Consider the following 13,480-nt stretch of genomic DNA (forward strand, 5'->3'; position numbering starts at 1 on the left):
TATCGAAATATACGCGAGTCCGTATATTGATATTTTATACGCGATCGCGTATTTTGTGAACATGTCCCAACCCATCGCCCGCACCGAAAAGCAGCTTGGAGCCATCCTGCGCCGGACGCGGAAGCAGGCCGGACTGACGCAATCCGATCTCGGCGAGAAGATGCATCTGCGCCAGGGGACGGTGTCCCGGCTGGAAGCCGGAGCACCCGCCATCCAGTTGCGGACCGTCATGGAAGCACTGGCGGCGCTCGACCTCGAGCTTGTCGTGCGCCCCCGCAGCAAGGCGAGCCCGGCGGACATCGAAAGCCTGTTCTGATGGCGCGGCCGAAAGTCCATGCGCCGCTGAACGTTTTCCTCAACGGCCGTCTTGTCGGCGTGCTCAGACGCGAAGCCAGCGGCGCGATCGACTTTCGCTACGATCGGGACTGGCTGTCCTGGGACGCGACCTTTCCGATTTCGCTGTCGCTGCCGCTGCGCGAAGATCGCTATATCGGCGCGCCGGTCATCAACGTGTTCGACAATCTGCTGCCGGACAACGAGCCGATCCGCCGGCGCGTCGCGGAACGGGTCGGCGCGGCGGGCACGGACGCTTACAGCATGCTGTCCGCGCTCGGGCATGACTGCGTCGGCGCCCTCCAGTTCCTGCTGGATGGCAGCGATCCGGGCCCCGCGGGACAGGTCGACGGCAAAGCCGTCACCGACGCCGAGATCGCCGATCTCATTCAAAACCTCGCATCGGCGCCGCTCGGCATGGGAGCGGACGAGGACTTCAGAATCTCCATCGCCGGCGCACAGGACAAGACGGCCCTGCTGCGCCGTGACGGCAAATGGTACAAGCCGGTCGGCACGACGGCGACGACCCATATTCTCAAACCCCAGATCGGGCGGCTGCCCAACGGCGTCGATCTGTCGAACAGCGTCGAGAACGAATATCTCTGCCTCAAGCTGCTGTCCGCGCTTCGCGTGCCGGCCGCACATGCCGAGATCGCCGATTTCGGCGATCGGCGAACACTCGTCGTCGAGCGTTTCGATCGGCGCTGGACGCGCGACCTGCGCCTGCTCCGACTGCCCCAGGAAGACTGCTGCCAGGCCCTCTCCGTGCCGCCGACCCGGAAGTACCAGTCGGATGGCGGCCCCGGGATCAGGGACATTCTGGAATTGCTGAAGGGCAGCGATACGCCGACCGAGGACCTCGCGACGGTGCTGCGAGGCGCCATCATCTTCTGGCTCATCGGCGCCACCGACGGTCACGCCAAGAACTTCAGCATTTTCCTCAGTCCTGGAGGACGCTTCCACCTCACGCCGCTGTACGACGTCGTCAGTGCCCAGCCGAGCCTGGACGCGAAGCAGGTTCAACCCAAGGCGTTCAAGCTCGCCATGTCGGTCGGCAGCTCACGACACGATGCGGTGAATGAAATCGTGCCGCGCCATTTCATCCAGACCGCCCAAATGTCTGGCGTCGGAGCAAATGTGGTTCAATCCATCTTCACGGATTTGACGGATGAACTCGAAGCAGCGTTCGCGCAGGTATTCGCAGCGCTGCCGAGCGGCTTCCCGGAAGACCTGACGAACGCGATACGCACCGGGGCGCTCCGCCGCGCCGCGCTCCTGGGCAAACACTGACGCCTGCGCAGGCGGCTTCGCCGTCGCGCCCTACCCGGCGCCGAGCGCGACCGCGACGTTGTAGGTGATGAGGCTCGCCACATACGCCAGCGCGAACATGTAGCCGAAGGTCAGCGCCATCCAGCGCCAGCCGCCGGTCTCGCGCTTGATCACCGCCAGCGTCGAGGCGCATTGCGGCGCGAAGATGTACCAGGCGAGCAGCGACAGCGCGGTGGCGAGGCTCCACTGGGTCGCCAGCACCTGGCCGATCTGCTCGGCAGCTTCCTTGCCGCCCTCGATGGCGTAGACGGTGCCGAGCGAAGCCACCGCGACCTCGCGCGCCGCCATGCCCGGGATCAGCGCCACCGCGATCTGCCAGTTGAAGCCGAGCGGCGCCAGCAGCGGCTGCAGCGCGTGGCCGATGATGGCGGCGAGGCTGAAGTCGATGGCCGGCTCGGTGGCGCCCGCCGGCGGCCGCGGGAACGAGGCCAGGAACCAGATCAGCACCATCATGGAGAAGATGGTGGTGCCGGCGCGGTACAGGAACATCTTCACCCGGGTGAAGATGCCGATGGCGATGCTCTTGAGCCGCGGCAGCTTGTAGTCCGGCAGCTCCAGCATGAACGGCGCCGGCGCGTAGTCGCGCAGCATGAAGAACTTGACCAGGAACGAGACGCCGAGCGCGCTGAAGATGCCGACCGCGTAGAGCCCGAACATCACGAGGCCCTGCAGGTTGACGAAGCCGAACACCAGCTTCGGCGGAATGAACGCCGAGATGATCAGGGTGTAGACGGGAATACGCGCCGAGCAGGTCATCAGCGGCGCGATCAGGATGGTGGTGAGGCGGTCGCGGCGGTTGTCGATCACCCGCGTCGCCATGATGCCGGGGATGGCGCAGGCGAAGCTCGACAGCAGCGGAATGAAGGCGCGGCCATGCAGCCCGGCGCCACCCATGATGCGGTCCATCAGGAACGCGGCGCGCGCCATGTAGCCGAAGTCTTCGAGCAGCAGGATGAACAGGAAGATGATGATGATCTGCGGCAGGAACACGATGACGCTGCCGACGCCGGAGATGACGCCGTTCTGCAGGAAACTCTGCAGCAGCCCCTCGGGCAGATAGTCGTGCACGAGGCCGCCGAGCGCATCGAAGCCGGACGACAGCAACTGCATCAACGGCTGGGCCCAGGCGAACACTGCCTGGAACATGACGAACAGGATCGCGATCAGCACGACGAGCCCGAACACCGGGTGCAGCACCACCGCGTCCACCTTCGTGGTCAGCGTGTCGGGCTTCACCGGCGCGCCGATGCACTCGGCGATGATGCGGTCGGCCTCGCGCTGGGCGGCGCGCATGTCGGCGATGCCAGGCGGAGCCCAGTTGCCCTCGGCCGCTGGCGCGCCCTGCGCGGCCGTGGCGTCGATCAGCTTGAGCAGGTCGTCGGTGCCGCCCTTGCGCACCGCGACCGCGGTGACCACCGGCACGCCAAGCCGTGCCGACAGCTTCTCGGTGTCGATGACAATGCCGCGGCGGCGCGCGATGTCCACCATGTTGAGCACCAGCACCAGCGGCCGTCCCGTGCGCTTCATCTCGATGACGAGACGGATGGCGAGGCGCATGCTGGTGGAATCGGCAACGCACACCGCAAGGTCGGGCTGCTTCTCTCCCGCGAAACGGCCGAGCACGACGTCGCGGGTGATCTCCTCGTCCGGGCTGCGGCCGCGCAGCGAATAGGTGCCGGGCAGATCGACCAGGGTGATGTGGCGGCCGGCCGGGGTGATGAAGCCGCCGGACTTGCGCTCCACCGTCACGCCGGGATAGTTCGCGACCTTCTGGCGGCTGCCGGTTAGGGCGTTGAAAAGCGAGGTCTTGCCGCTGTTCGGGGTCCCCACCAGGGCAAGGTGCAGGGAGCCGGCGCCATCGATCCGCATCAGATCATTCCACGACCACGGCCATTGCCTCGCGCCGGCGCAGCGCGACGGTGACGTTGTTGATCCGCACCGCGATCGGATCACGGCCGATCGCGCCTTCGTGCAGGATCTCGATCGCCGCGCCCTCGACGAAGCCGAACTCGATCAGCCGCTGCTCGAGCTCGCCTGCGTCGAGCGCCGAGGCCGACGCCGTGGTCTCGAGCGCAGCCACCACGCCGGTGAAGCCGCGCGCCGCATCGCCGAGCCGGCTGCGCTTGTCGTGACGATCTCTGGTCATGGCGTGTACGTCGCAGCCGCACCGTTGCCGGTCAAGCGCCGCGCCGCGGGTTGTGACCGCTTTCGCTTAGAATGATTATAAGGCTGTCAACGGCTTGCCGCAGCGGCGTGTCCCGGCCGGCGCTTTCGGGCCGATCAGCCGGCGCGGGCCGGCCGGAGAAACGGCACGACCACGGTCCCGGCCCTCGTAAGCTCTCGGCGCCTCTTTAAAAAAAGCGCGCCGTTTCAAACAATTAACCTCGGGATCCAGCCGCGCCGCGGGAACCGCGGCTCGCCGCTGGCGTTGTTGCCCGCAAACCCCCGGCCGCGACCGGCAGGTGATGAAGGGGTTGGGCATGGCGTTTCACGATCTCAAGGCCCTGATGCTGGGCGCGAGCGCCGACCGCAAGCACATCGTGCTGCGCACCGACACGCCGTGGCGCGGGCCGGATGCGGCGTTTACCTTCGGCATCGAGGAGGAGTACTTCCTCGCCGACGCCGAGACCTTCGAGACGCCGGAATTCACCCCCGAGGGCCTGTTCGAGGCGGCCGGCTTCGCCACCGGCGGCCAGAGCACCCGTGAGTTCATCCAGGCCCAGGTCGAGATCGCGACCAACGTCCACGCCTCGCTCCGCGACGCCCGCGCCGAACTCGCCTTCCTGCGTCGGGAGGTCGGCCGGGTCGCGGCGCAATACGGCCTCGTCATCATGGCCTGCGGCACCCACCCGACCGCGATGTGGAGCCGGATGAACCCGACGCCCCGGGCACGCTATGTCGACATGATGGATGACCTGCAGATGATCGGCCGCCGCGACCTCGTGTGCGGCATGCATGTCCATGTCCAGCTGCCCGATCCCGCCCGCCGCGTCGAGGTGATGCGGCGCATGACGCCATATCTCCCGCTGTTCGTGGCGCTGTCGGCGTCGTCGCCGTTCTGGCACAGCCGCGACACCGGGCTGAAGGCCTACCGCCTCGCCGCCTATGACGAGCTGCCGCGCAGCGGCATCCCCGACCTGTTCGAGAGCGAGCAGGCCTATGCCGACTATGTGGAGGCCATGGTGCGCGGCGGCGCGATCGCCGATCCCAGCTACATCTGGTGGATGGCCCGCCCCTCGGCGCGGCGGCCGACGCTGGAGCTGCGCGCCTGCGACTGCTGCACCCGGATCGAAGACGCGCTGGCGCTCGCCGCGCTGTACCGCGCATTGGCGCGGCGGCTCACCCTCGATCCACAGATCAATGCCGACCTCACCGCGCTCGATCGCGCGCTCGCGGTCGAGAACAAATGGCGGGCGCAGCGCTTCGGCGTGCAGGGCTCGTTCGTGACGCGCAGCGACGCGGTCGCGGTCAGCGATCTCGTCGATGACCTGCTGGCGCTGGTCGCGATGGATGCGATCGCGCTCGACTGCGTCGATGAGGTCGAGCACTGCCGCGCCATCGTCCGCGACGGCACCGCCGCCGACGGCCAGATCGCGGTGTTCCGCGAGGCGAACCGCGCGCCGGTGGTCGGCGCACCGCTGACGCAGGTGGCACGCTGGATCGCCGGCACCACGCTGCAGGAGCATGCGCCGCAGCAGGCCGCCCGCCGCGTGCACATCCCCGCCCCGAAATGATGCCGTGATGCTCCGCGATGATGCTCCAGGACGTCGGGCAATACGCGCCCCGATCGCCGCGATGCATGCGGCGTCCGAGAGCATTTCCGAGCGAAGCATGCCCCGGACGTGATCAGGGGGCACCGGTTCGCGTGAAGACACGCGCCGAACACAAGATTAGAACATCAGCGCCATCAGCACCTCGTTGCGACAGCCGGTCTCGGTCTTGAGCGCGCGCGGCTCGACGCCGTAGGCGGCGAAGCCGAGCTTGCGGTAGAGCGCGAGCGCGGCGGCGTTGCCCTCGACCACCGCCAGCGTCAGTTGCTCGACCGACAGCCCCCACACGCCCTGTGCATGGCAAACGCCGCCGGCCGCTACCAGACGCCCGGGACGAGGCGCCAGCGCACCCGCTCCGCATAGGCGTCATAGCCCGCAAGTCCCTCGCGCAGGGCCTTCTCCTCGATCGGAATGCGGATGCAGAACATCAGCGACAGCCCGACGGCGATCACAACGCCCCACCATGAGCCGAGCAGCAGCGCGATGCCGACGAACACGAACAGCATGCCCGAATACATCGGATGGCGGACGAACGCATAGGGACCGGAGGAGATCACGGTCTGCTGGCGCTCATGCTGGATCTTGACCACCGGCGCGGCAAAGCTGTTCTCGCGCATCACGCGGTAGGCGAGCCAGCCGCCGAACACCAGCGCCACGCCGCCGGCCACCTGCAGCCACGCCGGCATGTGCGACCAGCCGAGGCGCATGACATCGACACCCATCACCACCAGCCACACCAGCAGGACGCAGCACAGCGCGACGACGAAGATCTTGTCGGCGCGCGGCTGCTCGCGCTGGAACAGCGAGCCGGTGCGCTCGGCGACCAAAGCCGGATCGTGCCGCACCATGGCGATGCCGCCCCAGATGCCGAACACGATCATGCCGAGAATGAAGAGCCAGGCGGCCGGCCAGTGCCACGTGCCGGCACCGAGAAACAGCAGCGCGCCCATCGCGCCGAACCACACCACGGTCTGAACGACGATCCTGGTGATCAGTAATGCCTTGCTCATGACGCACCTCTTTGTCTGACGGTCCGGCAGCGCGCGGCGGCCGTCCTATCGGGACGTTTTCCTTCGAAACAAGTCGCTCGAAACCCGGGATCGGCGCCGTGCGCGCGGCCAGCGCGCATCACGAACGCCGCGACAACGAGGTTGCCGCAGACCGACCATCAGTCTATTATACCGACCATTGGTCGGTCAGACAACCCCGCCCCTTTGGCGCCGCCCCCTGCCAGGACAGGCGCCCTGACTTGTCTTAAGCTCCTGCCCCGGACTCTCGTCCTGTTTTGGAGGTGCCTTGCCCCGCGTCGTCAAACATCCGGAGGTTCGCCGCAACGAGCTGCTCGACTGCGCCCAGGGGCTGTTCCTCGCCCGCGGGTACGAGCAGGCGAGCCTCAACGACGTCATCGCGGCGGCTGGGGTTTCCAAGGGCGCGTTCTATCACTACTTCTCGTCCAAGGAGGCGCTGCTCGAGGCGCTCGCCGAGCGCTTCGCCCGCGCGGCGCTGGAACGCGTGCGGGACGTGCTGGACGCGCCCGGCCTCGATGCACTGGCGCGCCTCAATGCGCTGATGGCGCGGCTGCGGCAGAACAAGGTCGAGCACGCGGTCACCGAGTGGGCGCTGTTCGAAACCTTGTTCCGCCCTGAGAACCAGGTGTTGTTCCACCGCATCAATGTCGCGGCCGGCGCGCTGTTTCACCCGCTGCTGACCACGATCATCACCGAGGGCGTCGCCGGCGGCGTCTTCCATACCTTCGATCCTGCCGGCGTCGCCGACATGATCATGCAGCTCGGCGGCGCGACGCGCGGCCTCGTCGCCGACATCGTCAGCGAGATCAAGGACGGCCGCGCGTCGACCAGGACGGCGATCCGCAGGCTCGAGCAGCGCATTCATCTCTACGAGATCGCGCTCGACCGCGTGCTCGGCCTCCCCGACGGCAGCATCAAGCTGACGGCGCCAGGCTATCTGCGCCTGCTGATGACCGCGCGCCACCACGCGCTGGCCGGCTCCAAGGTCGCGCCCAGGCCCGCCCGGAAGCAGCCGGGGACGCGGCGCGTCGCCGCTCGCCGGTAAATCGCTTCCAGCCATTTCCGCCCGCGATCGAAAGCGCCTGGCCCGCGCGCGAGAGAGCAGCCGGCCCGGACATCAGGCGATCTCCGCCATCATCACAATCGACACCTGCTCGAACCGATTGCGCTCGAAGAAGTGGTGGGCGTCGTGGTTGTCCTTGCCGCTTTCGAGATAGGCCCGCCTGATGCCGCGGCCCTTCGCCCGGGCGAAGATCCAGTCGAGGAATCCCTGCCCGATGCCATGGCCACGCAGATGCCGCGCGATCGCGATATCCTCGACGACAACGAACGGATGCGGCACGTCCTCGGTAAAAGCGACGAACGCAATGCCGGCCAGTTTGCCCTCGACATACGCGGCGGCGACCTTGCGATCCGGCATGGCGGCGACACCGACGCGCTCGCCGATCTCGGAGCGCAGGATTTGGGCCAGTCGCGGAGACCAGCGCCCGACGGCATCGGCACGCCCGAACTGGAGTTCCGAATGGGAAATATATGAAGACGTGATGTTGTCGGCAAAGAAGCGCGCCAGATCATCGACGGAACTCGCATCGTCGCACCACGAAAATTCAGGCCCGCCCGTCATTTCATCCTCCAATCCCGACGACATCACGCACTCCGGCAGATATCGACCCGTCTATTCCAGCAGCCCGGACTGCACCCGCTTTCGCAGGCCCTTCACGCGTGCGAAGAATTCGTGCCCGACCAGCAGATTTCTAACCTTTGGCAAGCTCGTGGCCTTGCTGAAGCGCGGTTTCCGGACGACGTCCGAGGGGCTCTCGAGCTTGAAATTGAACAGGCGATTGAGCAGGCGGGAGCCGATCGCGGTCGTGCCCTCCGAGACGATGACGATTTCCCGTTCGCGCAAGGCCGATGCATTGCTTTCGATCCAGCGCGCGAGGCTGTACCCGAGGACGCTCGGCAGGTGGGTGTGGAGGCTGCGCCCCCTGAACGACGACGACAAGCCCGACAGATACCAGTACTGGCTGCTGTCGCGGGCGATCTCGCCGGGATCGAGCTCGAACTCGCCGCTCGCGTGCCGGATGAAATCCTTGACCCAGGTCTTCTTCACCGGGAACAGCCCAATGACCGCGAACGGCTCGTTGTTCAGCGACGAGCACAGGAAGCCGTTGGCATGAGCCTTCCACCATCCCTCGAACAGCTCGAAGGAGATGTCGGGAACGACATTTCCGCTTTCATCGACATAGGCCCGCTCGTCGAAGGCGTAGACCTTACGCAATTGCTCGGGGCTCGTGATCGGTATCCCATACTCTGCGCCACTCATGTTGGTCTCTCGTTCGGATTCGGTTGCGGAGGTCCCGCCGAGCCGCAGCAGCCGCTTCACTTCGGTCGGGTAGCCCAGATTCAAGAGCTTCAGCGCGTCGCCGTCGGGAAGGCCGCGGGCCTGCAGGACGCCGCAATACTCGATCAGCCGGTCGAGCGGCGGCTTGATCTCCCCGGTCTCCCAGCGCGTCACCGTGTCCTGGCTGGAGCCCAGCGAACGAGCCATCGCAACAGCGCTGAAGCGAGGGCTCTGTGACCGCGTGTTCTCCCTGGCCAGCCGCATTTGTCGACCCAGCTCTTTGTTGTGCACGCGTGACATCGATGCCCCCACGGGTTCTGAAACCTTAGCACCGCGCGCCGCCGCCGAGCAGGCCGCACGATGCAAAACCCCCGGCATACGTGCGGCGGCACATGTGCGGCCGCAGTGAGCATGCGTGCCGAGGCAGGATTGCTCAGGCAAAAAGCAGGTTCGCGACGATCAGTCGTTGATGACGTCAGGCGCTCGACTAAGCTGTTGGTGTTTTCGTGCAGCGGAGGTTCGACAGCCTCGACAACGGAGACTCACATGACGCGCTACACACGGGATGAAATCGATCGAATCCACTTATTTATTGGAGAAGGAAATCCGAACTGCAAGGACCCGGAAGAAGAGGCCGAAGACAATATCGTCGAGACGGTACCAGCCCCCGCCGACACGATCAACCTGCAGGCACCTTCGATCCGCGCATCTGCGCGGCGCCGGATCGGACAACGCAACCACCCGCACGTCGTGGCGGACCGCGCCGCACGCAACAAGCGTCTCAGCCAGATCCTGAGAGCTCAACGCAAGCGCTCCGCACGCTGATGGCCACGACAGGGACTTAGGGCCGGCCCCGACCACCGGCCCTGCTTTTTTGGCAATGGTGCCGCTCCGTCGCTGTCGCGGCAGCGTCATACTTCGCAAGGCCGCGGCCGTTCTGAATGATCGCAATGCCGTCGCGGTGGCGACGCCGGTGAACGCGCGCCACGCGCGTGACACCGCCCCGCCTCAAATCGCCATCCGCCCTCTGCCGTCCGCCCCGTCCGCCGTGCGGATGTGCACGTGCCCCCGATTTTTCCCTAGCCTAGGATAGGGGGGTAGGCTATATAGGGTGGCCATGAGCCATACCATTCGCGAGAAGAAGAAGCTGCTGGCCCGGGTGCGGCGCATCCGCGGCCAGGTCGAGGCCATCGAGCGCGCGCTCGACGAGGAAGCCGGCTGCGAGCGCGTCATGCATATGATCGCCGGCGTGCGCGGCGGCGTCGCCGGGCTGATGGCCGAGGTGGTGGAGGATCACATCCGCACCCACCTCGTCGACCCGAAGAAGAACCCCGGCGCCCTCGACACCGAGGCCGCCGAACAGCTGATCGAAGTCGTCCATACCTACATGAAGTAAAGGTGCTGCCATGACCGACGTGCAAACCGCGGCCGTCTCCGTCCGCCACAGCCACGTCTTCCTCGGTCCCGACCATGCCCGTGCGGAACGCCGCACCTGGGCGGTGATCTGGCTGTGTGCCGCCATGATGATCGCCGAAATCGCCGGCGGCGCGCTGTTCGGCTCGCTGGCGCTGATCGCCGACGGCCTGCACATGTCGACCCATGCCGGCGCGCTGCTGCTGGCGGCGCTGGCCTACACCTACGCCCGCAAGCATGCGCACGACCAGGACTTCGCCTTCGGCACCGGCAAGTTCGGCGACCTCGCCGGCTACACCAGCGCCATCGTGCTGGCGATGATCGCGCTGCTGATCGGCTATGAGGCGGTGATGCGCTTCCTCAACCCGGTGGCGATCAGCTTCCGCGAGGCGATCCCGATCGCGGTGCTCGGCCTCGCCGTCAACGTCGCCAGCGCCTGGCTGCTGTCCGGCGGACATGACCATGGACACGGCCTCGGCCATGGCCACCATCACGGCCATGGTCATGACCACGCCGCACACGATCACCATGACCACGATCATGCCGCCGAAAGCCTGCATGTCGGCGCCGGTGACGACAGCCTGACCATCACCATTGTCGAGGACGGCGTGCCGCCGCGCTTCCACATCACCCGCGACACCGGCGCGCTGCCGGACGCCGCCGACCTCACCATCGAGACCATCCGCCCCGACGGCACGCGCCAGACCTTCGGCTTCGACAGCCGCCTCGCCTACCTCCAATCCCAGGACGAGATTCCGGAGCCGCACGCCTTCACCGCGCGCATCCGCTGGTCGGTGGACGGCCGCAGCCACGACCACAAGGTGCTGTTCACCGAGCACGACCACGGCGACGCCCACGACCATGGCAATGCCGCCCATCACCGCGACAACAACATGCGCGCAGCGTTCGTCCATGTCCTCGCCGATGCCGCCGTCTCGGTGCTGGTCATCGTCGGCCTGTTGCTGGCCCGCGCCTTCGGCTGGCTGTGGATGGACCCGCTCGCCGGCCTCATCGGCGCGCTGGTGATCGCCAACTGGTCCTATGGCCTGCTGCGCGACACCGGCGGCATCCTGCTCGACCGCACCGCCGATCCGCGCATGGCCGACAAGGTCCGCCAGGCCATCGAGGCCGACGGCGACGCGCTCACCGACCTGCACCTGTGGCGGCTCGGCCCCGGGCATCTCGGCGCCATCGTCTCGATCATGACCGCCAGGGTGCGTGATCCCGACTATTATCGCCGCCGGCTCGCCCGCTTCCCGGATCTCTCCCACGTCACCATCGAGGTGCGGCACCCGCCGTCCCTGCCGGCGACCTGACGCCCCACCCGAAGCCCCGAATCGACGCCGCCCCTGCCCGCCCCCGCGGGCGGGGGCGGCTGCTTTTTGCCGTGCCGCCAAGACGCTGCGATAGCGGTTGATCCCTGACACCGCGCACTCGCCTCGCCGTCACAACAATGTCATATGTTGCAGGGCAATACCTCTGTCTGCAGTCCTTTCCCGTCGTCCCAGGGCCCCGCCGCATGACGTCCCGCAAGCTCTCTCCCCCCGCCCTCGGCCGGACCCTGCTGCCGAACGTCTGGGACGTCGTGGCGCTGGTGCTGATCATCGGCACCATGGTGCTGATCGCCTATGGCGCGCGCCAGACCAATGCGCCGCTGTCGACGCTCGACACCCCGCCGCTGTCGCTCGATCCCTGGCACCTGCCGCTCTATGCGCTGCGCACCACGCTGCGCATGCTGCTGGCGATGGCCTGCTCGCTGGTGTTCACGTTCATCTACGCCGCGCTCGCCGCCAAGAGTCGCCGTGCCGAGATGGTGCTGATCCCGATGCTGGACATCCTGCAGTCGGTGCCGATCCTCGGCTTCCTCACCTTCACGGTCGTGTTCTTCATGAACCTGTTCCCCGGCCGGGTGCTGGGGGCCGAGCTCGCCTGCGTGTTCGCGATCTTCACCAGCCAGGCCTGGAACATGACGTTCAGCATGTACCAGTCGCTGCGCAACGTGCCGAACGACCTCGACGAAGCGTCGCAGAGCTTCCACCTCTTGGCGTGGCAGCGCTTCTGGCGGCTCGACGTGCCGTTCGCGGTGCCCGGCCTCGTGTGGAACGCGATGATGTCGATGTCCGGCGGCTGGTTCTTCGTGGTGGCGTCGGAGGCGATCACCGTCGGCGACACCACCGTGACGCTGCCGGGCGTCGGCTCCTATGTCGCGCTGGCGATCAAGGAGCAGAACCTGCCGGCGATCGGCTATGCCGTGCTCACCATGCTGCTGGTCATCGTCGCCTACGACCAGTTGCTGTTCCGCCCGGTGGTGGCGTGGGCCGACAAATTCCGCTTCGAGCAGACGGCGTCGCAGACCGCGCCGGAATCCTGGGTGCTCGACCTGTTCCGCCGCACCCGGGCGCTGCGCATGCTCACCGTGCCGTTCGTCGCGGTGCGCCGGTGGGTGGCGTCGATCCAGATCCGCCTGCCGCAGCGCCCGCGCCGCACGGCGATGCGGCGCGCGCCGTCGCGCGCCATCGACGCGCTGTGGCTGGCGCTGATCCTCGCCGGCACCGTCTATGCCGGCTGGCGCATTGTCGACTATCTCGCGACAACCCTCGGCTGGGCGGACGTCGCAGTGGCGATCGGCGACGGCTTCCTCACGCTGCTCCGTGTCATCGTGCTGATGGCGCTCGCGAGCCTCGTGTGGGTGCCGATCGGCGTCTGGGTCGGCCTGCGGCCGCGCCTTGCCGAGCGCATCCAGCCGCTGGCGCAGTTTCTCGCCGCATTCCCCGCCAACCTCGCCTTCCCGGTGTTCGTGGTGCTGATCGTGCATTTCGGGCTGAATGCCGACGTCTGGCTCAGCCCGCTGATGATCCTCGGCACGCAGTGGTACATCCTGTTCAATGTCATCGCCGGCGCCAGCGCCTTTCCGACCGACCTGCGCGAGGCCGCCGACGGCTTTCACCTGCGCGGCTGGCGCTGGTGGCTGAAGGTGATCCTGCCCGGCATCTTCCCCTATTATGTCACCGGCGCGATCACCGCGTCCGGCGGCTCGTGGAACGCGTCCATCGTCGCCGAAGTGGCGAGCTGGGGCGACGAGAAGCTGACGGCCACCGGGCTCGGCGCCTACATCGCCAAGGCGACGGAAGCCGGCGACTTTCCCCGGGTGGTGCTCGGCATCACCGTGATGTGCGTGTTCGTCACGCTGTTCAACCGCCTGCTGTGGCGCCCGCTGTACGCCTTCGGCGAACGCCGCCTGCGTCTCGGCTGACAGGAGATCCGAA

14 protein-coding genes are annotated in these 13,480 nt (G+C 67.0%); 8 read left to right on the forward strand and 6 right to left on the reverse strand.

Features of this window, described 5'->3' with window-relative positions:
• The first annotated feature begins 61 nt into the window (after positions 1–61).
• Positions 62–316 carry a helix-turn-helix domain-containing protein gene (locus AB4Z37_RS19435; RefSeq protein WP_441518383.1) on the forward strand — a complete coding sequence of 85 codons (255 nt, stop codon included), beginning with the start codon at positions 62–64 and terminating at the stop codon, positions 314–316.
• Positions 316–1,623: a type II toxin-antitoxin system HipA family toxin gene (locus tag AB4Z37_RS19440; RefSeq protein WP_441518384.1), complete on the forward strand. Its 1,308-nt coding sequence runs from the start codon at positions 316–318 to the stop codon at positions 1,621–1,623. The genes AB4Z37_RS19435 and AB4Z37_RS19440 overlap by 1 nt, the downstream gene beginning before the upstream one ends.
• Positions 1,624–1,653: 30 nt before the next feature.
• Here AB4Z37_RS19440 and feoB read toward each other — a convergent pair whose 3' ends face one another.
• Both feoB and AB4Z37_RS19450 read right to left on the reverse strand, forming a co-directional pair.
• Entirely contained in the window at positions 1,654–3,531 is a 1,878-nt protein-coding gene (gene feoB, locus AB4Z37_RS19445; RefSeq protein ID WP_441518385.1) for a ferrous iron transporter B, read from the reverse strand.
• Between the two features lie 4 nt (positions 3,532–3,535).
• Positions 3,536–3,808, reverse strand: a complete 273-nt coding sequence (locus AB4Z37_RS19450) for a FeoA family protein (protein WP_441518386.1) — start codon at positions 3,806–3,808, stop codon at positions 3,536–3,538.
• A 334-nt stretch (positions 3,809–4,142) separates the two neighbouring features.
• Here AB4Z37_RS19450 and AB4Z37_RS19455 point away from each other — a divergent pair, with 334 nt between their 5' ends.
• Positions 4,143–5,396 (forward strand): carboxylate-amine ligase, encoded by a 1,254-nt coding sequence (locus tag AB4Z37_RS19455; RefSeq protein ID WP_441518387.1) that lies wholly within the window; start codon positions 4,143–4,145, stop codon positions 5,394–5,396.
• 156 nt (positions 5,397–5,552) lie between these two features.
• Here the strand turns inward: AB4Z37_RS19455 and AB4Z37_RS19460 are convergent, their stop codons facing one another.
• Both AB4Z37_RS19460 and AB4Z37_RS19465 read right to left on the reverse strand, forming a co-directional pair.
• Positions 5,553–5,720: a hypothetical protein gene (locus AB4Z37_RS19460; protein ID WP_441518388.1), complete on the reverse strand. Its 168-nt coding sequence runs from the start codon at positions 5,718–5,720 to the stop codon at positions 5,553–5,555.
• Between the two features lie 29 nt (positions 5,721–5,749).
• Complete coding sequence (locus tag AB4Z37_RS19465; RefSeq protein WP_441518479.1) at positions 5,750–6,427, reverse strand: methyltransferase family protein; 678 nt, start codon at positions 6,425–6,427, stop codon at positions 5,750–5,752.
• A 301-nt stretch (positions 6,428–6,728) separates the two neighbouring features.
• On the opposite strand from AB4Z37_RS19465, the gene AB4Z37_RS19470 reads away from it, so the two are divergent.
• On the forward strand, positions 6,729–7,505 hold the full coding sequence (locus AB4Z37_RS19470) for a TetR/AcrR family transcriptional regulator (RefSeq protein WP_441518389.1): 777 nt from the start codon (positions 6,729–6,731) through the stop codon (positions 7,503–7,505).
• A gap of 72 nt (positions 7,506–7,577) precedes the next feature.
• On the opposite strand, the gene AB4Z37_RS19475 is transcribed toward AB4Z37_RS19470, so the two are convergent.
• Entirely contained in the window at positions 7,578–8,084 is a 507-nt protein-coding gene (locus AB4Z37_RS19475; RefSeq protein WP_441518390.1) for a GNAT family N-acetyltransferase, read from the reverse strand.
• A 51-nt stretch (positions 8,085–8,135) separates the two neighbouring features.
• Entirely contained in the window at positions 8,136–9,101 is a 966-nt protein-coding gene (locus tag AB4Z37_RS19480; RefSeq protein ID WP_441518391.1) for a helix-turn-helix domain-containing protein, read from the reverse strand.
• Between the two features lie 246 nt (positions 9,102–9,347).
• Here AB4Z37_RS19480 and AB4Z37_RS19485 point away from each other — a divergent pair, with 246 nt between their 5' ends.
• The 4 genes from AB4Z37_RS19485 (at position 9,348) to AB4Z37_RS19500 (ending at position 13,467) form a co-directional block, all read left to right on the forward strand.
• Entirely contained in the window at positions 9,348–9,626 is a 279-nt protein-coding gene (locus AB4Z37_RS19485; protein ID WP_441518392.1) for a hypothetical protein, read from the forward strand.
• Positions 9,627–9,918: 292 nt separating this feature from the next.
• On the forward strand, positions 9,919–10,197 hold the full coding sequence (locus AB4Z37_RS19490; RefSeq protein ID WP_441518393.1) for a metal/formaldehyde-sensitive transcriptional repressor: 279 nt from the start codon (positions 9,919–9,921) through the stop codon (positions 10,195–10,197).
• Between the two features lie 10 nt (positions 10,198–10,207).
• Positions 10,208–11,530, forward strand: a complete 1,323-nt coding sequence (dmeF, locus tag AB4Z37_RS19495; RefSeq protein ID WP_441518394.1) for a CDF family Co(II)/Ni(II) efflux transporter DmeF — start codon at positions 10,208–10,210, stop codon at positions 11,528–11,530.
• 203 nt (positions 11,531–11,733) lie between these two features.
• Entirely contained in the window at positions 11,734–13,467 is a 1,734-nt protein-coding gene (locus tag AB4Z37_RS19500) for an ABC transporter permease (protein WP_441518395.1), read from the forward strand.
• Positions 13,468–13,480: the final 13 nt, after the last annotated feature.

The sequence above is a fragment of the Bradyrhizobium sp. 2TAF24 genome (genome assembly GCF_052115025.1).
In the GTDB taxonomy this organism is placed as follows: domain Bacteria; phylum Pseudomonadota; class Alphaproteobacteria; order Rhizobiales; family Xanthobacteraceae; genus Bradyrhizobium_A.